General features: G+C 58.8%; 24 protein-coding genes. 10 read left to right on the top strand and 14 right to left on the bottom strand.

Annotated elements, in window-relative coordinates; genetic code table 11:
* Nucleotides 1-53: 53 nt before the first annotated feature.
* From AC1PK7_RS12395 to AC1PK7_RS12385, 3 genes are read right to left on the bottom strand one after another with little or no spacing between them, the layout of a single operon-like run.
* Nucleotides 54-398 (bottom strand): hypothetical protein, encoded by a 345-nt coding sequence (locus AC1PK7_RS12395; protein WP_481100891.1) that lies wholly within the window; start codon nt 396-398, stop codon nt 54-56.
* A 32-nt stretch (nt 399-430) separates the two neighbouring features.
* A complete protein-coding gene (locus tag AC1PK7_RS12390) occupies nt 431-745 on the bottom strand; it encodes a hypothetical protein (protein ID WP_481098330.1) in 315 nt (104 codons plus the stop codon).
* A 52-nt stretch (nt 746-797) separates the two neighbouring features.
* Nucleotides 798-1,568, bottom strand: a complete 771-nt coding sequence (locus tag AC1PK7_RS12385; RefSeq protein WP_481098329.1) for a hypothetical protein — start codon at nt 1,566-1,568, stop codon at nt 798-800.
* Between the two features lie 111 nt (nt 1,569-1,679).
* Here AC1PK7_RS12385 and AC1PK7_RS12380 point away from each other — a divergent pair, with 111 nt between their 5' ends.
* From AC1PK7_RS12380 to AC1PK7_RS12370, 3 genes are all read left to right on the top strand, one after another.
* Complete coding sequence (locus AC1PK7_RS12380; protein WP_267084297.1) at nt 1,680-2,024, top strand: helix-turn-helix domain-containing protein; 345 nt, start codon at nt 1,680-1,682, stop codon at nt 2,022-2,024.
* Nucleotides 2,025-2,117: 93 nt separating this feature from the next.
* The gene (locus AC1PK7_RS12375) at nt 2,118-2,390 is read left to right on the top strand and encodes an EexN family lipoprotein (protein ID WP_481098328.1); all 273 of its coding nucleotides are present in this window, start codon (nt 2,118-2,120) and stop codon (nt 2,388-2,390) included.
* Nucleotides 2,391-2,406: 16 nt separating this feature from the next.
* The gene (locus tag AC1PK7_RS12370) at nt 2,407-2,727 is read left to right on the top strand and encodes a hypothetical protein (RefSeq protein WP_481098327.1); all 321 of its coding nucleotides are present in this window, start codon (nt 2,407-2,409) and stop codon (nt 2,725-2,727) included.
* A 104-nt stretch (nt 2,728-2,831) separates the two neighbouring features.
* Here the strand turns inward: AC1PK7_RS12370 and AC1PK7_RS12365 are convergent, their stop codons facing one another.
* Complete coding sequence (locus AC1PK7_RS12365) at nt 2,832-4,223, bottom strand: tyrosine-type recombinase/integrase (protein ID WP_481098326.1); 1,392 nt, start codon at nt 4,221-4,223, stop codon at nt 2,832-2,834.
* Nucleotides 4,224-4,649: 426 nt separating this feature from the next.
* On the opposite strand from AC1PK7_RS12365, the gene AC1PK7_RS12360 reads away from it, so the two are divergent.
* Nucleotides 4,650-5,111 carry a hypothetical protein gene (locus AC1PK7_RS12360; protein WP_193314684.1) on the top strand — a complete coding sequence of 154 codons (462 nt, stop codon included), beginning with the start codon at nt 4,650-4,652 and terminating at the stop codon, nt 5,109-5,111.
* A 21-nt stretch (nt 5,112-5,132) separates the two neighbouring features.
* On the opposite strand, the gene AC1PK7_RS12355 is transcribed toward AC1PK7_RS12360, so the two are convergent.
* From AC1PK7_RS12355 to AC1PK7_RS12340, 4 genes are all read right to left on the bottom strand, one after another.
* Nucleotides 5,133-5,546 (bottom strand): hypothetical protein, encoded by a 414-nt coding sequence (locus tag AC1PK7_RS12355; protein ID WP_481098325.1) that lies wholly within the window; start codon nt 5,544-5,546, stop codon nt 5,133-5,135.
* 111 nt (nt 5,547-5,657) lie between these two features.
* Nucleotides 5,658-6,188: a hypothetical protein gene (locus AC1PK7_RS12350; protein WP_152180825.1), complete on the bottom strand. Its 531-nt coding sequence runs from the start codon at nt 6,186-6,188 to the stop codon at nt 5,658-5,660.
* Between the two features lie 53 nt (nt 6,189-6,241).
* Entirely contained in the window at nt 6,242-6,871 is a 630-nt protein-coding gene (locus AC1PK7_RS12345) for an EcsC family protein (protein WP_152180826.1), read from the bottom strand.
* A 322-nt stretch (nt 6,872-7,193) separates the two neighbouring features.
* Nucleotides 7,194-8,114, bottom strand: a complete 921-nt coding sequence (locus AC1PK7_RS12340) for a hypothetical protein (protein WP_152180827.1) — start codon at nt 8,112-8,114, stop codon at nt 7,194-7,196.
* A gap of 378 nt (nt 8,115-8,492) precedes the next feature.
* Between AC1PK7_RS12340 and AC1PK7_RS12335 the strand changes: the two genes are divergently transcribed.
* From AC1PK7_RS12335 to AC1PK7_RS12315, 5 genes are all read left to right on the top strand, one after another.
* The gene (locus AC1PK7_RS12335; RefSeq protein WP_481098324.1) at nt 8,493-8,972 is read left to right on the top strand and encodes a JAB domain-containing protein; all 480 of its coding nucleotides are present in this window, start codon (nt 8,493-8,495) and stop codon (nt 8,970-8,972) included.
* Between the two features lie 69 nt (nt 8,973-9,041).
* The gene (locus tag AC1PK7_RS12330; protein ID WP_481098323.1) at nt 9,042-9,242 is read left to right on the top strand and encodes a hypothetical protein; all 201 of its coding nucleotides are present in this window, start codon (nt 9,042-9,044) and stop codon (nt 9,240-9,242) included.
* A 108-nt stretch (nt 9,243-9,350) separates the two neighbouring features.
* Entirely contained in the window at nt 9,351-10,034 is a 684-nt protein-coding gene (locus AC1PK7_RS12325) for a thermonuclease family protein (protein WP_481098322.1), read from the top strand.
* Between the two features lie 133 nt (nt 10,035-10,167).
* Nucleotides 10,168-10,809 carry a DUF1629 domain-containing protein gene (locus AC1PK7_RS12320; RefSeq protein WP_267109086.1) on the top strand — a complete coding sequence of 214 codons (642 nt, stop codon included), beginning with the start codon at nt 10,168-10,170 and terminating at the stop codon, nt 10,807-10,809.
* Between the two features lie 31 nt (nt 10,810-10,840).
* Nucleotides 10,841-13,411, top strand: coding sequence for an XVIPCD domain-containing protein (locus tag AC1PK7_RS12315; RefSeq protein WP_481098321.1), 2,571 nt, complete (start codon nt 10,841-10,843; stop codon nt 13,409-13,411).
* Nucleotides 13,412-14,840: 1,429 nt separating this feature from the next.
* Here the strand turns inward: AC1PK7_RS12315 and AC1PK7_RS12310 are convergent.
* From AC1PK7_RS12310 to AC1PK7_RS12285, 6 genes are all read right to left on the bottom strand, one after another.
* Entirely contained in the window at nt 14,841-15,554 is a 714-nt protein-coding gene (locus AC1PK7_RS12310) for a hypothetical protein (protein ID WP_481098320.1), read from the bottom strand.
* Between the two features lie 432 nt (nt 15,555-15,986).
* Complete coding sequence (locus AC1PK7_RS12305; RefSeq protein WP_481098319.1) at nt 15,987-16,649, bottom strand: DUF7002 family protein; 663 nt, start codon at nt 16,647-16,649, stop codon at nt 15,987-15,989.
* A gap of 4 nt (nt 16,650-16,653) precedes the next feature.
* Complete coding sequence (locus AC1PK7_RS12300; protein WP_481098318.1) at nt 16,654-18,321, bottom strand: adenylosuccinate synthetase; 1,668 nt, start codon at nt 18,319-18,321, stop codon at nt 16,654-16,656.
* Nucleotides 18,314-18,862, bottom strand: a complete 549-nt coding sequence (locus tag AC1PK7_RS12295; protein ID WP_481098317.1) for a DEAD/DEAH box helicase family protein — start codon at nt 18,860-18,862, stop codon at nt 18,314-18,316. Before AC1PK7_RS12295 ends, AC1PK7_RS12300 begins: the two co-directional genes overlap by 8 nt.
* 201 nt (nt 18,863-19,063) lie before the next feature.
* A complete protein-coding gene (locus AC1PK7_RS12290) occupies nt 19,064-19,384 on the bottom strand; it encodes a MazG nucleotide pyrophosphohydrolase domain-containing protein (RefSeq protein ID WP_481098316.1) in 321 nt (106 codons plus the stop codon).
* A 32-nt stretch (nt 19,385-19,416) separates the two neighbouring features.
* Entirely contained in the window at nt 19,417-19,782 is a 366-nt protein-coding gene (locus tag AC1PK7_RS12285) for a hypothetical protein (RefSeq protein ID WP_481098315.1), read from the bottom strand.
* Between the two features lie 265 nt (nt 19,783-20,047).
* On the opposite strand from AC1PK7_RS12285, the gene AC1PK7_RS12280 reads away from it, so the two are divergent.
* The gene (locus AC1PK7_RS12280) at nt 20,048-21,658 is read left to right on the top strand and encodes a MobA/MobL family protein (RefSeq protein ID WP_481098314.1); all 1,611 of its coding nucleotides are present in this window, start codon (nt 20,048-20,050) and stop codon (nt 21,656-21,658) included.
* Nucleotides 21,659-21,672 lie beyond the last annotated feature (14 nt).

The following is a 21,672-nucleotide window of genomic DNA, read 5'->3' as shown; positions in this document are numbered from 1 at the left end:
CAAAAAGTAAAGCCCGGATTGCCGGGCTTTTTGATGCGGATGCTCTATCGGAATCAACTGGTCAGCTGCACCCACAGCACCAGCAACACCATCGGCAGCCCGCTCAGCAGCGAAAAGATCCAGAGGGCTCCCATCAGAGCCAGCGGCGTCATGACCCACCACTGCCCAGCAGTGAACCCCTTGTCGCGCTGCCGAGCTGCGTAGGCGGCGCCCGGGCAGAGTCGCTCTGCTTTGCGCAGACCCCGCCGGGCCATCAAAGGCCCGACGATGAAGCCCAGCGGGCCCAGGAAGAGCAGGCTCAGCGAGAACCACCAGAAGAAGCGGTTGTGGGGCGTCAGCACTTTCTTGGGCGCAGCACGCGGCGCTCCGGTGCCGGGAAGCGGGTGGACCACGCCCATCGACGCGGGGGCGATCGGATCAAGATGGGTAGTCATTTGGCGTAGGCCCTCCACGTGCCGTCGGCCTTGGCATAGCGCAGGTTCTTGTTGACGGGGACGGGGACCTGCCGACCGGCAATCTCGAGGACGACCTGGCCGCGCGTGTCGCAGCGGTAGCCGTCGGCGTCCTCGGCCTTGGTGCAGCCGGTCAGCTCGAAGTCCCGAATGTCGCTCACTCGGCCGGCGCCGCTCTGCTCAAGCAGGGTCACCAAGGCCTGCTTGGCGTTGTCGTTCGAGGGCTTGCCGCTGCAGGCGGTCAGGCCCAAGGCCGTGGTCAACACGACCAGGCCGATCCATGCGTTTTTCATGTCGTTCCTTTTGCTGAGGGATGGTGATGGGGGAGGCGGGCGAGATCAGGGGCTACGGCTTGTCGCGGTTGCCGTCGGGCTTGAAGCCCGCGATCCAGAGCCGGCTGTCCTTGAAGGGCGTCAGCAGGCCGCTAGCCCCCGGATGCAGATCTGCGGTCTGGAGGAACCCCGAGACCCACGCCACGCGCAGCGACACGTCGACGGCGCGATCGGCGACGCCGGGGCGGCTCACGTTGACGGCGAACGGTTGCGCGGGCGGGTTGGGGCCGGTGTAGCGCTGAGCGCCGGTGTTCGGCTTGCTGGCCGGCACCCGGATACCGGTCAGCGTGTCGCGGCCTTTCCAGAGAGCCGACTTGTTGAGCTCGGCCGCCTCGCCCAAGTCGTCGGTCTCGGTCAGAGGGGCGTCGGCGCAGGCCCGGAAGGTTTCGACGCTCGACGCGGTAGGGCTGGTCCAGATCTTTGCTTCGACAGTCCAACAGGGAAGCGAGACGCCCCATTCGTTGAACGTCAGCGCGACCCGAGGCCAGTCCAAGCGGCTTGCCTGGGCAGCCTGGTGGTTGTCGCCCTTGAAGAGCCCGGGCAGCTTCCCGGCGCCGCTGAGGGGCGTGTAGAGGGGGCCGGTGCTGCTGGTCCGGGCGGTGGACTTGCCGTCTGCGTTCGGCTTGATGCCCACGATTTGCTTGCCCGCGTCCTTGAGGCTGCCGCCCAGTTGGCGGAAGAAGCCGAGCTTGGGGTCGGAGCCGTCCTGAGCGTGGGCGGAGCCGGGAGCGACCAGCATCAATGCCAGGAGCGCAACGAACGCTCCTTGTCCTGCGTGCTTCATAGGAAAAGCCCCTGTAGACCGCCGGCCTGGCGGCATTTACGATAATCGCAGATGAGAAGCCGGCATCCAAGCGGCACACTGAGGGAATTCAGCTTTCGTGCAATCTTCTCGATGCCCAAACCCAAGACACCGGCCACGGTCTATGGCACGCGCCTGCGGAGTGCGCGGATGGCCATGGGCTGGACCCAGGCAGAACTCGCCGAGCGCATTGGGATGGTGGACAGCGTCTCAGGAGCGACGCGTGTGAGCCGTTACGAGACGGGGCAGCACGATCCCGATCCTGCGACCGCGGAGGCTTTGGCGAAGGCGTTGAAGTTGCCGGTGGCTTACTTCCATGCCACCTCTGATCTGTTGGCGGACATCATCCTTCTCGTGTCGCGCCTACCGGTGGCGAAGCAGAAGGAAGCGCTGGAACGCCTCAAAGAGTTGTCTGTGAAGCAAGCAGGGGAGCGTTAAACGCTCTTGGTCAATGGCCGGTTGCCCTGCAGGCCGTTGCCCTTGTCTCCTCACCGAGATAGGTTAGGTGTTCCGAACAATCGGGGAGCGGCAATGATGCGAATCCAAGCATGGATGGTTGTCCTGGCGTGTGGCCTTACGCTGACCGGTCAGGCTCTGGCTGTGACTCCGAAGACGGTTGCTTATTATTCGGAGCACGACGAAGAACGGAAAGTCGCCCTCTCTCGGTGTCGTGACAATCCTGGTGAGCTAAGAAACACGCCCGATTGCGTCAATGCGGAAAGAGCGGATGCCAAGAAGACTGTGGCTCGTCGCGGCCACTTGGACCTTAAGCCGTTGACCGCTGAGGATTTCAAGAAGCCATAGCTTTGGTTCGCTTCACATGGATGTATTGACGACCCCAGATGGCCGCTACCTCATTGTTCGTGGACGCCTCTGGCGCACCGCCAACCCGGCCCTGAGCGTTCAGGAACGAGAGCGCCTGGTCCACGAACTGATGGATGCGCGACGGGCCGTCAAGGCGGCGAAGGCCACCGGAGACTCGGACGACCTCGCCAAGGCTCGACGAGCTGTGAACGCCGCCAAGGTGGGGCTTGGCGAACGGGGGCCGGTTTGGTGGACCGATGGCTCCAAAGACTTCAATCGCCACCTGGTCCGCAACACTCCCTATGCGGAGTGGTTCGACAATCACGGTGCTGAATGAGACGATTGATTGGGAGTGCGAAAAGGCAGGCGCACGGCACCGGGATAGCTTTATCCAGAGATTTTTTGAAGTGGCCCATCCTATAGAGATGGGTGTAGGCAAAGTCATGGATAGAACTTTTGCTTGTCCCGCAACCGCTCCTTGAACTGTCCCGCCTGATACTTCGGCAGCTCGACCGCCGGCCGATACAACTCCAAGGCCCGTGCCTGCTTCACGCGAATCCGGTCTGGCCGCTTGTGGAGGTAGTAGTCCTGCAAGACCGGCACCTTTTTGCTCAGCGAGTGGCCGGTGATGAGGGCAACTTCTTCCTGGGGCACGTCGCGGTGGTAGAGCTCAGTGGCGATCGTGTGGCGAAACGCATGGAAGCCGACCCCTTTCGGGAAGCCGAGATCCTTCAAGTAGCTGCTGAATTGGTTGAGCAGCCCTTGGCTGTAGCGCGCGTTCGTCTCCCCCGTCTTCTTGTTCACGCCGGCGGACAGGTGGGGGAATAGTCGGGGATGGCCGCACGCCTTCATGTCTTCCAGGAAGTCGAGGAAGCCCGCATCCAGAACCGGTTGGGCCAGGGGAATGACCCGCACTGCGGAGTCGCCCTTGAGGCTCTGGCGGCTCCGCGTGCCAACCTTGCCAGCCAAGTCCTCGTCGATCGTCTTGCGGATGGAAATGCACCACATCTCGCGCTCCTGAATGATGTCCGCCACTTTGAGCTGGGCAACCTCGCCGACTCGGGCACCGGTGTAGAGCCCCAAGATAGGGCCCCACCAACGATGCGGCCATTTCTTGGCCCAGGGAATGAAGTTGCTTGGGTCGAAGATGCGCTGCAGTTCCTCGTCGCTGAAGAGGCGGTCGGGCTTGCTGCTGTCCTGGAGCAAGTCCTTCTTTATTTCGCGGAAGGGCTCCATCGGTGAGACGGGAATGGCCTGGGCTTTGACCAGCGTGCCGAAGAACGCGACGAGGAAGCGGCGGTGCAGTTCCAGCGTCGCGGGCGCGGGCGGCTCGACCTTGATGGCCTGGCCTCGCATGATCAGGTCTTCGACAGACAAGGACTTGAGCTCTGCATCCGAAGCCGCGCCTGGGGGAGCCCAGCGAATGAGATCCCACAGGCGGTAAATGTGCTTGTGGTCGATGCGAGAGATCCGAATGTCGCCGCAGACGCGTTGCAGAAGGCCCAGCGTGCGGGCGGTGGCTTCGATGGTGCGCGGCCGCAGGTTGCGGCGGGTCATGTCGCGCAGGTAGTCGGCGATCTCTTCCGACAGCTGCCGGCCGGGCGTGGCTATGGGCAGAGGTTCTGGATACCGGGTGCCGTCCTTCCGCACTCGGATACGCTGCGTTTTCTCACAGGCGGCTTGGAGAAGCTCTTCCAGCCCGATGAGGGCCTCGCGTCCTCGAAGGCGCACGTTGTTGAACGTGACGCGGCCGACCCGGACGCTGCCAAACGTCAATTCGCCGAAGGGGTGGTCCTTGTATTTCTGTAGTTCATTGGTGAGGTCGTTTGCCATTGCTGTGCTTCCATCGGTAGATGGAAGCTTGATACGTCGGCCTCAAAATTCGTCAATCCAAAATCGGAATTTTTCTGCGCCGCTAATCAACACCTCAGGTGTCGCCAGGCCAGGTTGGAATTAAGTCATAATTTATCGCTCAGCTTGGCGCTTTAAATTACTTATGCTCCTTATCTGGCAAGGGTTTCAGGCGGGCGAGGGTGGCTCTTTGCTGAGACTTTACTGTAGTGTTTAAAATTAATTGGTTAGCTAAAAACTAAAATAGGGCCGTTTTAAAATGAATGCCAGTTAAATGTTGGCTGATATTTGTTAGCTTGATTTATTTTTTAAGCTAACTAGTCGCGTTGTGATATCACTTTTAGTTAGCTTTATTGGGCTTACGATGACGTTATTCGTCATTCAATAACAGGGCAGGGAGTTGCGACAGTGGATCACTTCGAAGGCGTGGTGCTCGACTACCTCCGAGCGGACCGAGCGCTGTTCGTCAACAGCCAGTGCTGCATCCAGCTCAACGAGGGGGCCAACCCGGACACCAGTGGCCCACATTGGTATTGCGACGCGGTGGCCGTGAGCTTCAAGGAGCAGGCTGGCTATCTCTGCGAGATCACCTACGCAGCCCGGGCACCTTCGCTCTTGGCTCGGTTGAAATCGTGGAACGAACATTGGCCTGGAGTTAGGGCGGCGCTGGCTCGCGATAGCGGCGTGCCGCTGGACTGGATAGTCAGGCCCTGGCTCTTTGTCCCTGAAGCTCAAGCCGAGCGGCTGCGTGCCAGCCTGGCAGGGTTCGGCAACCTCCCAAGTCCCCGCATCACGTTTCTAGAAGATGTGGTGCCTTGGCGCTATCGCTCTTGGGATCGAGGCGCTTACCAAGACACTGCCGCGCAATAAGGAGCCAGGCATCTCCTGGGCCTAACGGCCGCCCTGAAACTTGAAGGTGAGGCGAGCGGCGGACGGGGCGGTGTCCCCACTGATGGGCAGGGGCGTAGCGTCGACTAGCGTCAACATGCCATCAGCAACAGGAACTGGGACGCCCAGCGTGAGGTCCACCTCCTTAGACCAGCCGCCGCCAAGCACGGTTGCCCTGACGACCAGCCGGCCGGCCTGGATGCATTGAACGTCGGCAGGGCAACGGCTGTCTTCGATGACGCGGTCGGGGCGCACCTTGGGCCCATCGACCGCCGCAATCTCTCCCAACCCCACGGGGCCTTCGATGGGCTGGCTGGCGGCGGGACGACCTGCTGCACATCCCGCAAGCGAGATGGCCACAAGCGAGGCAAGCACCAGGGTTCGGACGGGACGTATAAGTTCCATGGCGGTGGTCATGCTCGCGCGAGTCTATAGAAGCATAGTTTGCCCGGGTTCTTTCCCTGGGCTTCTGCGTTCTCGGAGGTCGGGAAACCTGAATGTAGGCGAGAGGTGACGATTCGCTTAATCCTACCTGAGACCAAGTGCCTTGTTGAGCGCGGTTGATGATTTCGTCGATTCGCCCTGCTGAGCGTTGAAGACCCCTGTGACGTGAAGATCGCGAAGAAAGCGCGTCTCCTTGGTATTGATCAATTCTGGGTTTTTCTGGATAGCAGCCGCGATAAGCCAACGCTCTAGAAATGATAGTGATTTCAGTTTGCTGGAAGGCCTTTTGCGGAACTTTTTTGTCGGAGTTCGTGCGGGAATGAGAAGGAGAACTGGAATTCCTGCGCCTTCTTCCCCCAAGATGTGATTATAGTTAGTGATGTTGGTTGGGTTGAGAGCCTCGGCTAAAAGCGACGTTTTGCATGCTTGGCCAACATACCATGGTGTGATCCCACCTCCGGCGCGCTTTCCGAAGACATAGCACCCGCAAGCTGTCGATAGGCCTTCTTCCCATTCCTCAAGCTGCGGCTTGAGTAACTTGGCTGACTCCTTGGTAATGATCTTTTTACTTCCGTGCCGGGCGATTTCAAATGGGCCTGCAACATCAAAATTCATTTATATTGCTTCCTGTGAGTGTCGTGCTGTAGTTGTATTTATCGGTGCGCGGGCTATTGCTTTGCTATGAATATCTTCACTGCAGTGTTACCCACAATATTGGTGGCAGCCAAGTCTACTGCGCCCCCAATCACGCCGCCCAAGATTGGCACCATCTTGCTGAAATTGACCACGCCGGTCGTGCCTGCTTTGGTGAGGAGTCTGAAGCCAATAGCTTGGTTGATTCGGGTGAGCGTGGCGCCAGTGATGCGGTTGATGCTCGCTTGAGCCAACTTTTTGCCAAATTGGATCCCGGCATCCTTCAAAACTTCTTTGGCAGCATTGCCCGTGAGGCATGTATACACCAAAGCCTTTACTTTATCGTCGCGGACGTCGTATCCGGCCATATAAGCGAGGGCGACAATCATGCGAATTTGGATTAAGTAGACGCTGGCAAGATTGGCAGGGATTGTCACCGGCATAACCAATAGTCCTCCAACGCCGGTGAGGAAGCCCGAGGTTGCCGCCTTGGTGTTCTGCCATCGAATCAATGAGTTGGCCTTATCCTCGAGCGAGCCTGCTTCCTTCATGTAACTGTCAGCCATCTCGATGGCGGAATCGAAGCCTGGCAATCCGGTCATTGCCTTATCATAGGCAAAGTCGAGGACTTGCATGATCTTGCTTTCAGTGAGCTCTTTTGCCACGGGCTAGTCCTTTTGCGACGTAGGAGAAATCAACTTGCTCTTGCGAGCGGAGTTATAGGTAAAACGGTTTTCGAATAAAATATAGCTTGCTCTACGAACAGTTGTCATGGCGAGGAAAAGTTGGCATTCCCCCGGGATGCTGACTTGTTCACTGTTACCGGCATATCGGCAATGTCGCGGGGATCTTTAGCCGAGAGCCTGAGGTCCAGTTACGTATAAAAAGGATGTGGGATCCAGTGCCAAGTATATGATGTAGACGGCACGGATATGGGGCGGATGTCCTGTAGGACCCTCTTGAAGGGGGTAGCCCCGTTGGCGCGTGCTACTCGGCTTTACGTATAACCCAGTCTGTCAGTCCAGCATCAAGCGTCATGCGTGCCAGTTTGACCGCATCTATCACCGTAATAGCTGGGTCGTCGTTGATGATAGTGCCGGAATGGAATACGTAAAACATGCGGCTGAACACACCATCCTCTCGCTTATCAGCATACGAATCGAACTCGGCTTGGTTGGTTTGCGCCTTCACTTGCACAAACGCGCGCTCCCCGGTGGACGGCAACTCTAGGTCGAGATCTAGAAGCTCGCGAGTCCCGCCCGTGGCTGCAATTCGGCGCCAGCCACTCGCTCCGAAAATCAGTTCGACTAGCACCTCAAAGTCCTTAGGGCCAAGGCGACGAATGAGCGGCACGAGTGCTTCGATTAAGGCGGAGCGTGTCGACTCTGCCAGTTTCACTTCATCGCTTATCTCGGCATTGATGCGACGAACAACGTGAGCTTCCGCCTTTACCGAGCAAGATGTCCCACGATAAGCCGCGAGGTTGGTGATGCCGCCGGGAAGGTTTGATTTTAGAAGATCCTTTCCATCCCGATCAATGCATTGCCAGCCGTCACGCACGCGCCGCACCGTGCTTTGGTCAGTTCCCACGGGTATCGGAGCGTCGTCTTCTAAGAAGCCCCAATACAGGCGTTCGCCAACAAACGTAATCCAAAGATCGTGTGGGCCGGCTTCAAAGAAGCGCCGGGTTTCATTTGTAAAGCGTGTTGCAGTTCCAGCTGACCTTCCCTCACGCCAAGATGCCTTCAGGTCCTCCCAGCGCCCCTCATGGGCCCAAGCCAAGGTCTCGGGATGCCCACTCTGAAATCCGAACCGCAATAGGCCGCGAGCAATGCAATCTTTCTCCCAAGAGCCGCCCTCCCCAAGTTTGATATAGCGGACGGAACGCGGCGCGATCTTCGAAAACATCCCTACCTCGTGCTCTCACTAGATGGCATCGGAGCATGCCAGAATTAAGGCAGTTTGGTGCTGGTGATATGCGATTTTTGCAAAACCAAAGGAGGACGCCACTGTGTTCCCTCCCTCCCTCCCTCCCGCGGTAGGCGAGTATCGGACGTCTTAGCTGTAGTGAGTGCATCGGCTCTGCTCACCAGCGCTGGGCCTCTTGAAGGGAAATCTTAGCTTCGCTGTCCCGACCGCAAGGACAGGCCTCCTCCTCGACGCTGGCGCTTTTTTGCGGCCCTCCGCTGCGCGCCGCCAGCGGTGCTCACTCCCGGGTGCGGTCGGGCCTGACGCTCCGCCTCCCGGTTCCCACGAGGCGCACAACGCGCTGGTGGAGAAGAACCGATGAAGCGCACCCAAAACCGGAAGGCCCAATACCAACTCCAGATGGACGAGGAGGGCGTCTTGCTCGCAGCAGCCACCATCCTGGAGCAACGCCTCCAGCGGTTTGGCCACATCCACAGCCCCGCGCAGGCCGGCAGCTACCTGGTCGCCCGCTGCGCCCACCTGCCGCACGAAGTTTTCGGTGTCGTCTTCCTCGACACCAAGCACCATATCCTGGCTACCGAGCATCTGTTCACTGGCACGACCGACGCCTGCGAAGTCCACAACCGGGTGGTCGCCAAGCGCGCCTTGGAGCTCAACGCCGTCGCCGTCATCCTCTTCCACAACCACCCGAGCGGCAACCCGGAGCCCAGCCAAGCCGACCGCCAAGTCACCGAGCGCCTGAAGCAGGCACTGGCGCTTCTTGACATCCGGGTCCTCGACCACCTGGTCATCGGTGGCCGCCAACACGTCAGCCTCGCGAGCAGGGGGTGGGCATAGCCCGCCCCTTCACCTATGCGGTCTGCCGAGGCTAGACTGCCAAGGCAGATGCACATCCATGGAGCAGGAATGAAGGCGTTTCACGTGCGAGGGATTGTCTGGGAGACCGACGGCAAGCGTCCCGCATTGCCGGATGAAGCCACGGTCGAATGCGAGAGCGAAGAAGGTATCGCCGATGCCTTGAGCGACGCATACGGTTGGCTGGTGAGCGACTTCGTTGTCGTTGAAGAAAGCGCCGGCGACCACACCAGGAACGCAAGTCGGGATTGAAGGATTGGCGAGTTGCTCGGCGCCCCTTTGCCACTTCCGCTAAAGTGTCGGACCCTGTTTGAACTGGCGCTCGCCACCCGAGCGTGCGCTTAGAGGAAGTCGTTGTTGATGGCGTTGAAGGGTCTGGTGGTTCTGTTTTTGGTTTTTGCTTCGGTTCCTGGCGTGGCAGCAGAGTTGGTCGGCCGCGCGACGGTCACGGACGGGGACACCCTCACAGTGGCGAAGCAGCGCATCCGCCTGTGGGGCATCGATGCTCCGGAAAGCACCCAGCAATGCACCACCAGGGACGGACGCTCCTGGCCCTGTGGTCGGCGGTCCGCCGCCGCGCTGGACGGATACGTGCTGGACAAAACCGTTCGCTGCCAACCCAAGGACACCGACCGCTATGGCCGGGTGGTCGCGGAGTGCTTCGTCCAGGGGCAGTCTGTTAACCGCTGGATGGTGAGCTCCGGTTGGGCGGTCGCATATCGCCAATACGCCACGGCGTTCATCGCGGACGAAGCCGACGCGCGCCAGCACCAGCGGAACCTCTGGCAAGGGTCCTTCCAGATGCCCGCGGACTATCGGCGTAGCAAGCGTGACCAGTCGGCCCGCCAGGCTCCAGTGGCCACGCCGCCCGTGTCCAGTGGATGCCGCATCAAGGGCAACATCTCTCGCCAAGGCAAGAAGATCTACCACGTTCCTGGGCAGCGGGATTACGAGCGGACCAGCATCGACCTGAGCCATGGCGAGCGCATATTCTGCAGCTCGGAGGAGGCCGCACGGGCAGGCTGGCAGCCGGCAAAGCGCTGATGCCTTTGGCGCGTCAGGCGTCGGTGAGAGGGGCGGAGCGCTCGCCCACTTGCCCGCGCACGTTGGCGATCAGGGCGGTAGACTCTGGCCCTGATGAGGGGGAGGCCATACCCAAGTGGACGGGATGCAACGCATGGAAACAACGATGACCAATCAGCCCCAGCCAGGTGCCTTCTACATGTTCATATCCGACATGGAGAGTAATAGGCCGCCTTGTGGGGTTAGGTTCGACAACCTCCGCCGGCTTCATTTGCCGCCCCGCGTGATCCTGCGTCCGCAAGAAGGTGGTTTTCCTTCACTGCTTGAACAACCGCAGATGACTTATGACCCCAGCGCGGGTCCCGAGCCTCGCGATCTGGAGCCAGGGTTTGGTGGCTATTGGTTGGTCTCCGAACGACTTCACAATGTCATGCGCTCGGTCGATCCAAACGCCTTCGCCTTCGTTGAGGTGGATTACCGCCTAGCCAATGGTATCAAGGGGGCGCGTCGCTTCTTATGCGACGTTGTTCGAGAACTGGATGCCTTGGATGAAGCATCGTCGCGACTGAAGATCGAGGTCGATGAGGAGTTTGTGCGCGGGAAGTTCTATTACTTCGGCGGGGGAGCCAGTCTTGCATTCCGGCATGAAGTTCTAGGGGATTCGCACGTGTTCCGATTGCCGTTCAATCCGTCGGTATTCTGCGATCGACAGTTCAAAGAGGCACTTCACAACGCTGGCATATCTGAAGACGCAGAAGTCAGCGGCATCTCTTTCATTGACGCGTCGGATCTCTGATCCGACGATTGACAAGGACGAATCCTAGATCATGGCCGCCCTCTTCCAAAAGCACCATGGCCTCGACCAGAAGTCGTTTGAGAGCGATCCTTTGTTGAAGGTGCTTGTGGACAATGGCCGATTCCATAAGGATTGGCCCACGAATCTGATCAATTTGCCCAACGACAAGGCGCTTGCTCACGCCATCGGTGTTACGCCGCACTCCGGCGGTCCCATCAAGGAATATAATTTAGGTGTGAACTATGTTCTTCAGCGCATGGCTGCCACGAAAGATGGGCAGGCAGCATTGCTTGGGGATCCGGATGCCCTAGATCGAGTAGCCCTTAAGGTGCAGCGATTGAGCGACACCGTGCAGGTGGCGCTCATCAATGGCGACTTGCGGACCAACAATGCGCTAGGGGAAACGATGGACCAAACGCGAGCTATCACGCAAGCGTTCTATCGTGACCCAAACGGTTATGCTTTTCAGAACCAAACGCAGTTAGACGCACATGGCAAGGCAAGTGCCAATGTGCGCCAATGGAGCCCGGTGACGCATAATGAAGGTCGCATTGTCTCGACCTTGCAGCACTTTCAGAGTTCTGGAAGGTCGCTGCTAAGGGGCGGCGATCTAGACTTTCAACGCAATAGCCTATCCCAGGCTATAGCCGACGCTTACCACGACGGCCGCTTGACCATGTCGCCAGGTGGGGTGGCTGTGGTCGAAAATACACTGGGAGAAGAGGCCGCAAATAGTCTCCGCGTGCCGCGCGGACAGCGTGGCGAAGTCGCCATGGAGCTGTTGATGGGCGAGGCGTCCGCCCGCGGCCTTACGCGTGCCGGCGGACTCCTGGCCACCGGCGCGGATGCAGTGATGACCGCTCGCACGGCTGCAACGCTGATGGAGCAGGGCAACCTCACCGCCGCGCAGTCGGAGGTCAATCACGCTGTTGCGCGCAACGTGGGCGGCTGGGCCGGCGGCGCGTCCACCGCGGCCGCGCTGGGCAGCAGCGGCGGCTTTGTGCCTGCGGCCCTGGTGGTGGGCGATGCTGTCTTGATGAGCAAGGCCTTCGACAAGGCCGTCGACCTCAAAGAGAACCGCGACATCTTCCACCAGACCGACAAAGCCGGGGTGGAGTGGCAGTTCAATGGGCGGGATTGGGAGCGCCAGGGCGCGTTCGAGCGCGCCGCTGATGCGCGCGAAGCCCCTGTCCAAATATCTGTCGGCGCCAGCTACGTAAAGTCTCAGGAATTGGGTGCCATGGCGAATGCCAAGGCCGCCGAGTTCGCGCTGGGCAAAGCCCCGCCGCCGCAGGATCCCTTCAACCTGCCGGCCCAGCCCGGCGATCGGATTGGGCTGGACAACCAAAATTGGCACCGCAATCCAGACACGGAGAAGTGGGAGCGCCAGGTCAAGACCGGGGTGGACGGCGCCAACGACCGGGGCGTCTATGAGCCCCAGATTGCGAACGCAGAGCAGACCCAGCGCCTGAACCAAGAAGCCTTGGCGCGGATCGAGGGCAACATCGCCAACGGCCGCGAGGCCATCGCCCAGGCCTACCTGGAGAGCCATGCCGCCCAGCGTGGGCAGGACTACGGGGTAGCGGTTCCTGCCGCCGTGGAAAGTGCCCGTGCCCAGCAGGACCGGGTGCAAGGCCACGATGGCCATACCTACCAGCGCAACGAGGCCGGGCAGTGGCTCGGCAAGGATGGGGTGGCGACCGGCAACCTGGCGGCGGAGCTGGAGCTGACGAACCAGATGCGCCAGCCCTCGCTGGAACGCGCCCAGGAGACCCTGGCGGCCATTGAGGCTCGCCCGGCGCCCACGGCGGCGCAGATGGAGCACAACGAGCTCTTACACCGCTACCGGGCTGCTGGCGTCGACCTCAACGCCCAGGAGAACAACCTGCAGGCCGTGGAGCTCGCCACCCAGCGGACCAAGGAGGCCGAAGGACTCACCGGTCCGACGATGCAGCAGCTGAAGCCGAACGAGCAGGGGCAATACGGCTACGACAGCCAGATCGTTCACTACCAGGTCGGCCAGGACGGCGTGGCCCACCAGGTAGCGGTGACCACTTCCGAGGAGCTGCGCCAGGCCAAGGCCGAACTGGGCCAGCCGGCGGTGGCGCACGTGCCGACGCTGGCGACGGTCTCGGTGACCGCGCCTGGGCGCAGCAAGGAGCCGGAGGCCGAACCGGCCCAGGAGAAGGGGGCGCAGGTTCCGCTGCTGGCTGACAACCCTGCGCACCCGGACCACTCCACCTACCAGGCGATCCATTCTTGGGTCAGTGGAACGGGGAACTGGAACGCGGAGGAGAGCCGGAACGTTGCCGCGGCGCTTTACAAGCAGCAGGCCGAGGACCCGCTGGTGAAGCGGGTGGATCGGGTGACCGGTGCGCTAGGCAAGGACGGGGCCGAGAACGTGCTGGCGGTCTACGCGCCGTTTGGCGACAAGTCGCCGTTTTTTCATGCCCGGGTGGATGGACGCGAGGCGGCGCAGCAGCCGGCGGAACAGAGCCTGCAGCAGGCGGAGGTCATCAAACAGGATCAAGTGCGGCAACAGCAGGTGGAGATGAGTCAGAAGCAAGCTCAGGAGCAGGCAGCGCCGACACGGGGGATATGAGTGCCCATGAGCAATAGCATCTGCGTCAGGCATACATACGCCACTGTTACTTGCGATATCGTTTGCTAGCTTTCTAGCATGGTGGAGCGACAATTTCGATGTTGAGCGGTTTCAAGAGGTAGTAGCCTGAATTTCCAATTCGGAAGTGGAAAAGGCTAAGCCCAGATGTGGTGCCAGGATAAAGCCTGCATTCCCACAGTCCCCCTCCTGGGCCGGAGATTACGTTAAAAAGGATGCCGGGATTAGGCGATGGTGTGCTTTGAATAGTTTGCTGAGGTCCATTCCATGAAAAGGCGAGCATGCATTCGCGTTTTTCCTGATCGGCTTGATAGTAAGCATTTCCCGGCGTGGTATGAAAGTGCGCAGGATTGCCAATATCTCCGCCAAACATGCTTCCGTTTTTTGTGACGCTTGCTGCAGCATTGATGGAGGTGGCATGGAATATCAGAATCCCTGGAAGCAACAGAGCTGGATATTTGGGGGCAGCGGTGCAATGAGTAGTTAGCCACCTGCTCGACAAAGGTGGGGAAGGGCATCGTGCTAGCCTTGACAGACAATGAAGCCAATTTAGGGCAGAACGAACCATGCAAATCCCCTGTTCGTTATGTAGTGCTACATGCGGATGTGGAATTTTGAAGTCCTAATTCGGAATTTCACTGCTTTGAGCATTACAATGGCAGGCGATGCGCTTCTGCGAGTTCCTCGCGGAGGATTTCTACCATGTCGATATAAGCCTCATCAGGGGCCTCGCCACGCATTACAAGCCATTGGTTTGCTAGGATAGCTCTTCGCTCGACACTTAAAGAAAGTTGGCAGAATTCTGTCGGTGGTGAGAGCGTTGTCCAAAAAGCACGATCCAATCGGACGACACTCTCCTGCTTAATATATCCGCCGCTAGTAGGCAAAAGCATGAGGTTCGGATACATCAAGCATTCGGCGCGTGCGGCTATTGTCGGGACTACTGAGCGAGGCTCTCGTTGGCTAGATACCGAATATGCGGGGGCTACTAGATAAGACTTCCATTGAAACGCTGCCCTCGCGCGATTTGCTTCAGAGGCCGGTAAATGTTTGTCCGGAATTCCTTCGGCAATAGCTAGCACAACACATGGGCGCATTTTTGAGCGGATAGCAAGGAGTTCTTCAGATTCCCCTAGTGAAATCTTGAACACTGGGAGGCGTTCTGGCTTAGGGCGGTAGTCAACCCTATGGTCAACCGTGCGAATAACACCTGAAACTGAGTTGTGTGAGACTTGATCAGAGCGCCGTGCATCGAACAATGACAATGGATGCCCAAACTCCGGAACGACCGTGCATACAATCTGGCCTACTTCCGCAGGGCCATCTTTGGACGGTCGATACTCTTTATCATAAGTTGGAAGTAAATCGTGGATATCGGTTCCGTTCCCCCATCCCATGCTTATAATCCCCGTTAAAGAGCGGCTTTGAAAGCTATAGGTTCGTCGATTGTCTCGCCGTCACCTAGAAGAGCCATTGCCTCACGATACGTCTCGTCATAGATAGGGCGATGAATCGTCTCAACTAAATCTCGTTTATGACGACCAAGAAAGCTCTGTTTGATTTTTTCTTGGAGCTGAGCAAGCTTGAGGATCTTGCCTTGATCTTTTATGTGCGTTACTAGCCGACGTGTGGAGGGTCCGTCTTGGGCTAAGTTGCTGAAATCTAGGTGTGAGCCTGGCGTGGCGTTCGCCATAGGTAACGTGTTGAAGTAGACATGATCAAGTAGCTTGCTCATGTCTCCCGCAAATGTTCGGAGCCATTGAGAGAAGCGCGTTCCCAGGCTGCCGCCGAGTCCAACATCAGATAAAGTTGGGCCAACGGGATACTCACCTAGCCAATAGTGCGTGAAGTCTTTGCCCTTTAGGCTTCCATCACTGGATTGAATCAGCCCCGTTTTGGTCAGTGTATCTAGGCTTTCAGCGAGATCAACTGAAAATGGGCCATAGTTGTGAAAATACCAGTGAGCTTCGCTTGCAGTATCGCCGTTGTGGCCTTCCGCGTGCAGGCAGTCCAGCAAATAAACAAATTTGAACAAAGCAGTGCGGTTGAGGCGGATGTTTGACGCCTTCGCCTCAGCTAGAACAGCTAAGATGGCACGCTGAAGGTTGGCAGGGACAGATTGCATATCTTGTTCGGATGGTGAGTTGGAAGCGCGCGGATAGAGTGCTTCATGGAAGCACAATTACAGGCGAACGCAACCTCGACGCATCATTGATTTGATGAACTGAACTTGGTTTGTTCAGGAAGTTGGTTGTTAGCTTTGGAATTATGCCAGATTAGCTCGTGTGGTTCTGGGGTAGCTGTCAGTTTTGTTGTAGTGGTGCTGAGAGGTCAGTCGGGCTGCCGCCTTCACCTATGGGGTGGGTCCAGGTGCCAGTCACTCGCTGGAAGTGGCAAGGAACGGAGCGACCTTCCGCCAAGCTACTGTTTTTCCAACGCACACTCTTGCTTTAAGGCTGACCTAAGCCATGTAGCGTTGAGGGCTTCACGAAAAGCTGGCGGCTTGGCACATCTCTTGGTGTTGATGAGCTAGCTGTCAACTATGGTCAAGCGGATCTTAGGCGTGGCGGTCAGCCCGCCATATCACGCCGAGGTGGGTATCCCCTTTGACGCGGGTCACGTCCACCACATGGCTGGCGATGTCGGGCACTGAGTAGTCCACCACCAACTCGACCACATCCTTCACTGGTCTGCCCACACCGTTCACGGGGTAGTCCGGGATGCGCTTGAATGTGCTCTCATCGCGCCAGTGCGGGATGGGCAGAGTGTTGCCCGAGTTCATGTGGCATAGCCAAGTGCGAGCGAAGTGGGCCGAGAGCAAGCTGGCCGTATCTACGCGCAGCACATCATGCTCATCGGCGCCATAGGAGCGAAGCAGCCGTCCTAGGCGTTCTTCCCTTACCCAGAAAAAGACCTTGCTGTTGATCAGCCGATACCATTGTTCCGTCGTAAGGCCCGCAGGCAAAGCCTGGGCCAGTCGACTTGGAGGCATGGGGCGCTGATCGCGCAACACAATGTCGTCTGGAGCGCCCGGCTTCAAAGCAAGCATCGTAGGACGGTGCGCGCCCTCCAGGGCCTGGCGCCGCGCTCCACTTACACCGAGGGCATCCAACGCTGCGGTCGTGGAGAGCAGCCCACGTTGCTGAATGCTGGGCCAGGTGCCAGCTTCTGCCATGTGGTAGAGGTAGGGATATAGCTCAATCAGTTTTTCTAAAAGCACGGTTTCACCTAAAGCGGGAGCGCGCCGTCCAATTACGGCGATCGATGATAGAGCGAAGGTCTTTGAAATCACCTTCCTTCTGCGGGAAGCGTGTGTTTATCAAGGAAACCGGGGCTTGGGCGACGCGTTCCAACTCCTCGATGAACTTGATCGTATCGGGAGTTAGCTGCTCGAATCGACGAGCCTTTTGATTGCTTATACTGAGATAGTCTACAAAGGTTAGCACCACATCAGTGGGCGCATTGAGATTGCAGGCGCGCCGGAACTGGCTCCACTCGAACCAGCCGACACGCCGCTTGCGATGGGTGGTGGATGTCTTCTCTGCTGCTTCGACATCATCTGGATTTAGGCCTGCACGTTCAGCAATGTGGCGGAACGTGGTTTCGACCTTAAGGTGTCCAGAGGTGTTGCCGTTGTCGCCGTCCGGATCAGCCACTCGAATGGGAGTGGTGCGCACCACCATCAAAATTTTGCGCACGCGGCTAGGAGAAATGCCTGCTTCGGCCAGACATCCGGCGACGTTGGTGTCACGCGATGTCACGTAAGGGTATTCGCCGTGATATAGGCTTAGCGCGCTTCCTTGGGTGCCCTCCAGAAGCACAGAGTGGCCCTGGCGATACGCTAACTCCAGATGCTCTTCGGTCGAGCCTAGATAAGGGTGCAAATCCTCTATGTCTTTAGCCAAACGAACGGGTTCGCCTGTCTTACCCCGGTTGCGAATGCGGCGTGCTTTGGCTTCGCCGCTTCCGCTACCCGTCGAGGCGATTGTCCCTTTAACTCCCCCTTCTTCGTTGGCGATGTCTACCGGTTCGATAATCGTTGCCTGCGGGTCTATGAACAGGCGTTCCGGGCCGATGCCGGACTTGGCGATCTCGGCCAGAAGCCCCTCGACGTTCAAAGTGATGCCCGGTCCCAGAAGAATTTTTGCGTTGGAGAAGCGAGTGCCAGATGGCAGCTGATGATGGACAATCTTGCCATCTGTGCTTGCAACGGTGTGGCCAGCGTTTGGTCCACCAACGCGCACCAGGACATCGTATTCATTGGCGAGGTAGGCAACGATGTTTCCTTTGCCTTCACTGCCGTATTGCCCACCGACCAGAACATCGACGCACCGAAGATCGGGAGGCGTCAAAAGATGTAGGTGTGCTGCCACTCGCACCAGAGTGTCTTCGCTATCAGTGCGGTCTGTGAAGATGCGCACGTCCGCGTCGCTTTTTAGGTGGTCCACTGATTCGGCCGATAGGTGGTCGATAGCAGAATAAGGTGGAGCGTCGGACGATGTTTCGATGCTCGCATAACGTTTGAGCAGGGTTTCTTGAGTGGAATAAAGGTGCACATGGACCAAGTTCGTGCCGAAGCACTCTCGGAACTGACGGACTTGTTCGGCAGTGCTTACGTGATCAACGACGATGCCTGGATCATCTTCGCCAAGCTGATGGAACAGAGGTCGCACGCCATCCACGATCCATCGAGAGTTGCTCTTTTCGTCTAAGGAGCGTGCTTCCTCTATCAGTGAGAGTCGATGGTCCTGACTAGAGAGATCAAGTTGGCCATTGAGGATAGTTCGGGTAGGAACTACCTTGAAGCCATATCGTTCCCCTAATGCGTTGGCCAACCCCGTTTTCCCTGTGCAGGTTTTGCCGCTGATGATGACTACGTAATGTTTATGCATCGTGGCGAGCCTCCTTGGCAACCTGGGCGGCGATCTGCTGTGGCGTATGCCGTGACGTGTCGAAAACCTGGTCCGCGACTTTTCCGAGAGTCCTGGCATTGACCTCGTTGGGATGGCTGATGGCTCGCTCGTAAGCCTCGTTTGTGAGACCGCTCCGCACCTTGAGGATTGCTTCGGGAGCTGTAAGGTGAACGTGAGTGACCACAGAACCAAAACGCTCACGAAAATGCTCAACCTGCCGCTTCTTCCGGACGGCGTCCACCAACCAATTCAGGGTGCCAGGGTTTTGCTCAATGACTGACGTGGTAACAGGATCGATTACCCACATGTAGTCGGTGTCTGCATCGAGTTGATCTCCCTTCTCTTGCAGTTGCAAGCGGGCCTCCGCCTCGCCCAACTGGTCGACGTCAGGAATCAATGTTCGAAGGTAGCCGCTTGAACTGACCTTGCGAAAAGAAAATTCCTTTACCAGTTCCGCTGTTAGCGTGGACTTGCCGACTTTGAAAGGGCCGCTGAGTAAGACAATGCGTAGCGTTTCCATGCGTTCCGCGCCCCCTGCGCTTCCTGCCGCCTATAGCTATAAGGTAATCAAGCCCCTGACTGGATGATGCGCATAGCTCGGCTGTCTTTTCAAGAGGGCATGACCTTAAATGGCGCTTTCCAAAGGAGCCTCTGCTTTGAAGGCGGGTCGCAAAATTCCCGGCTTATTTGTCTACGGAAGTGGATAGACTTGCTATTACAATTATTGGTTGGGTTTCCACTGCCTTCGTTGATTGACTTCTTCCTTTAACACGAAAGCCTCGCCGAGATCGATCTGATAACGATTTGCGATCGCTAATAAGTAGTTGAGGATGTCGGCTAATTCACTGCCGACCTCTTTCTTGTCCGATGCGGGGTCCACTGCGAGGCCCGAAGTTCTTCGCACCGCTTTGAATAGTTCGCCAACTTCCTCTCCTAAGAGTAAGCATTTTTCAGTAGCACTCTGGTTGTGGAAGTTTCGCTCAAATTCGGCACGTGCAACATAAGCTTGCAGCTGATGGAGTGCTGACTCTCTCGTGATCATGCATAGCTCCTTGAGGTTAAGCTTGATTCTATCTATACGATGGTGCTCGGCGATGATGACGACGACGTGCGTTGGGAGCGTTGGGAGCGTTGGGCTGACTGGTGACGTTCCAAGTATGCGAGTCCGAGGCTATTCGCACTTGCAATGACAGATGAATCCTGCCGCTTTTTCTGATAGAGGAGAAGTGGGCCGACCAGTTCGGCATCTTCTAGCGCATCTGCTCCTGCTAAGAAAACCAAGTCAGCTAAGCGCTCGCGCCTCTGCACTTCTTCCCGCTTCGCTGCTTCCTTGGCCTTTGATTCACGGCGCTGGGCCGCCAAAAGTTCTCGCGCTTGAAACTGAGCCAGCCGTTCAGTGGCTCTCTGGATTCTTCGATGGTAGTGGGTTGGCTCGGTCATGCCTTTTCTCCTGTAGATGCTTACGAGTCAATCAAAGAAATGGCTCGCGTCAAGTTCTGGCAAGCTTGGAAATTTGGCCTGCCTCAAGATCGAAGAGATCTGAAAAGCAAGGCTTAAAAGAAAGAAGCAAGAGCGCACCTAGGTGTCACTGCGTGACACGTGCGCAAAGGGCTTCGCCCCTTGAACCCCAAGCGCCGGCGGCGCTTGCGCAAATCAAAAGCCAAGGCATAAACGAAGCAACCCCACTGCTTCGGAGCAACACCTCATGGCCATCTACCACGCCAACGTAAAAACATTCAGCCGCGCCAAAGGACATTCGTCCATCGCGGCGGCCGCCTACCGCGCTGGTCTGCTTCTCGAGGACGAGAAGACCGGGCAGCGCCACGACTACCGCCGCCGGGACGGCGTGGTCGAAACCCGCTGCGTCGCCCCGGAGGACGCGCCCGACTGGGCCCTGGTCCCCGCCGAGCTCTGGCCGGCGGTGGAGGCGGCCGAGCGGCGCAAGGACGCCACGATCGCCAGGGAGTTCGAATTCGCGTTGCCGCACGAACTCGACGAGGCACAGCGATCCGCGTTGGCCATGGAGGTCACCCGTGCGCTGGTCAGTCGCTACGGGTTCGCGGCCCAAGCCAGCATCCACAGCCCAGGCAGCAAAGACGGCTTGAACTGGCACGTCCATGTTCTGGCCACGACGCGGCGCATGGGGCCGGACGGTTTCACGGACAAGACCAAGGAGCTGGACGGTGGGCCTTCTGGCCGGGCGGAGGTGCATTGGGTCCGCGAACTGATCGCCACGACCGTCAATGCCTACCTCAAGGCGGCTGACCTAGGAATCCAGGTGGATCACCGAAGCCTTGAGGCGCAGGCCGGTGAGGCCATGGCCCGCGGCGACCTGGTCGCCGCTGCCGTGCTCTCGCGGGAGCCGACCAAGCATGTCGGAAAGAACGCGACCGCCATGGCCCGACGGGGCCAAGCGTCCGAGCGCGTGGAAGCGAACTGCCGAATCGAAGAGGCGAATGAGGAGACCTTCCAGAAGCTCATCGCCGTCTTCGAAAACGAGGGGCGAGCGGTGGAAGTGCCCGATGGCCACAGCCACGAACAGGCCCAACGTGAACTCCGCCGTCCTCCGGCCATGCTGCCTCTGTCGCTGGGCCGCGGGGCAGGGCACATCGAGGTCTCTCGCAACATGGGAGCCATCGCCCAACGCCTGGGGTTGCTGGAGGAGACCGCTCCCGGGACGCCACGCCCGGAGCCGGTATCCATCCCGACGCTCGTCGCGGAGCTGAGCCAGGAGTGGGGAGCACTGCGCCACGAGGCAGTGGCGCGTGCGCTCCACGCCACCCGCCAGCTCTTGGCCTGGGCGGCCGAGCGCGCCGCGGCGTTCGCCGAGCACGCCCGGTTCCGCTCAGACCTGCTGGAGTTGTCACGGCGGTTACGCCGTTTCAAGGCCGACTTGACCAGGTTCGGCCGACGCCTGCAGGCGGAGCAACGCGCCTCCAGGCTCCGCCATCTGGCGGAGCGGTCTTGGGAGGACTTCACCGTCAACAATCCGCAGCCTGGCACGTCATGGACGGAGCAGGATTGGAAGCAGCGGCGGGCGTGGCGCTTGAGCACGCTGGAAAAGCGGACGGCCGAGCTGGCGGAAGCGCGGGCCCGGGTCACCCCGGAGCAACAGGCCTTTTGCGAAAAGGAGGCGGCAGAGAGTGGCCGCCTCCTGGAGGCCTGGAGCCAGGAGATGCTCGGGCGCTATCCGCTCGAGCTCGACCGACCGCTGGTCTTTGGCGTCCAGGAGGCTCAACCGGCTGCGCTCGACGACCTGCCGACCCTGGACCTTGAACCGAGTGGCCCCCGACCACCGCGCCCCCGCCTCCACTGAAACAACGGTGCCCC

It is taken from the genome of Xanthomonas sp. NCPPB 3174, from assembly GCF_056725205.1.
This window is presented reverse-complemented; position numbering and strand designations above follow the sequence as displayed.

Coding starts and splice junctions, on each gene's coding strand:
- AC1PK7_RS12395 (WP_481100891.1), bottom strand. CDS start 398: ATGGGCGTGGTCCACCCGCTTCCCGGCACCGGAGCGCCGCGTGCTGCG.
- AC1PK7_RS12390 (WP_481098330.1), bottom strand. CDS start 745: ATGAAAAACGCATGGATCGGCCTGGTCGTGTTGACCACGGCCTTGGGC.
- AC1PK7_RS12385 (WP_481098329.1), bottom strand. CDS start 1,568: ATGAAGCACGCAGGACAAGGAGCGTTCGTTGCGCTCCTGGCATTGATG.
- AC1PK7_RS12380 (WP_267084297.1), top strand. CDS start 1,680: ATGCCCAAACCCAAGACACCGGCCACGGTCTATGGCACGCGCCTGCGG.
- AC1PK7_RS12375 (WP_481098328.1), top strand. CDS start 2,118: ATGATGCGAATCCAAGCATGGATGGTTGTCCTGGCGTGTGGCCTTACG.
- AC1PK7_RS12370 (WP_481098327.1), top strand. CDS start 2,407: ATGGATGTATTGACGACCCCAGATGGCCGCTACCTCATTGTTCGTGGA.
- AC1PK7_RS12365 (WP_481098326.1), bottom strand. CDS start 4,223: ATGGCAAACGACCTCACCAATGAACTACAGAAATACAAGGACCACCCC.
- AC1PK7_RS12355 (WP_481098325.1), bottom strand. CDS start 5,546: ATGACCACCGCCATGGAACTTATACGTCCCGTCCGAACCCTGGTGCTT.
- AC1PK7_RS12350 (WP_152180825.1), bottom strand. CDS start 6,188: ATGAATTTTGATGTTGCAGGCCCATTTGAAATCGCCCGGCACGGAAGT.
- AC1PK7_RS12340 (WP_152180827.1), bottom strand. CDS start 8,114: ATGTTTTCGAAGATCGCGCCGCGTTCCGTCCGCTATATCAAACTTGGG.
- AC1PK7_RS12335 (WP_481098324.1), top strand. CDS start 8,493: ATGAAGCGCACCCAAAACCGGAAGGCCCAATACCAACTCCAGATGGAC.
- AC1PK7_RS12330 (WP_481098323.1), top strand. CDS start 9,042: ATGAAGGCGTTTCACGTGCGAGGGATTGTCTGGGAGACCGACGGCAAG.
- AC1PK7_RS12325 (WP_481098322.1), top strand. CDS start 9,351: ATGGCGTTGAAGGGTCTGGTGGTTCTGTTTTTGGTTTTTGCTTCGGTT.
- AC1PK7_RS12320 (WP_267109086.1), top strand. CDS start 10,168: ATGGAAACAACGATGACCAATCAGCCCCAGCCAGGTGCCTTCTACATG.
- AC1PK7_RS12315 (WP_481098321.1), top strand. CDS start 10,841: ATGGCCGCCCTCTTCCAAAAGCACCATGGCCTCGACCAGAAGTCGTTT.
- AC1PK7_RS12310 (WP_481098320.1), bottom strand. CDS start 15,554: ATGCAATCTGTCCCTGCCAACCTTCAGCGTGCCATCTTAGCTGTTCTA.
- AC1PK7_RS12300 (WP_481098318.1), bottom strand. CDS start 18,321: ATGCATAAACATTACGTAGTCATCATCAGCGGCAAAACCTGCACAGGG.
- AC1PK7_RS12295 (WP_481098317.1), bottom strand. CDS start 18,862: ATGGAAACGCTACGCATTGTCTTACTCAGCGGCCCTTTCAAAGTCGGC.
- AC1PK7_RS12290 (WP_481098316.1), bottom strand. CDS start 19,384: ATGATCACGAGAGAGTCAGCACTCCATCAGCTGCAAGCTTATGTTGCA.
- AC1PK7_RS12285 (WP_481098315.1), bottom strand. CDS start 19,782: ATGACCGAGCCAACCCACTACCATCGAAGAATCCAGAGAGCCACTGAA.
- AC1PK7_RS12280 (WP_481098314.1), top strand. CDS start 20,048: ATGGCCATCTACCACGCCAACGTAAAAACATTCAGCCGCGCCAAAGGA.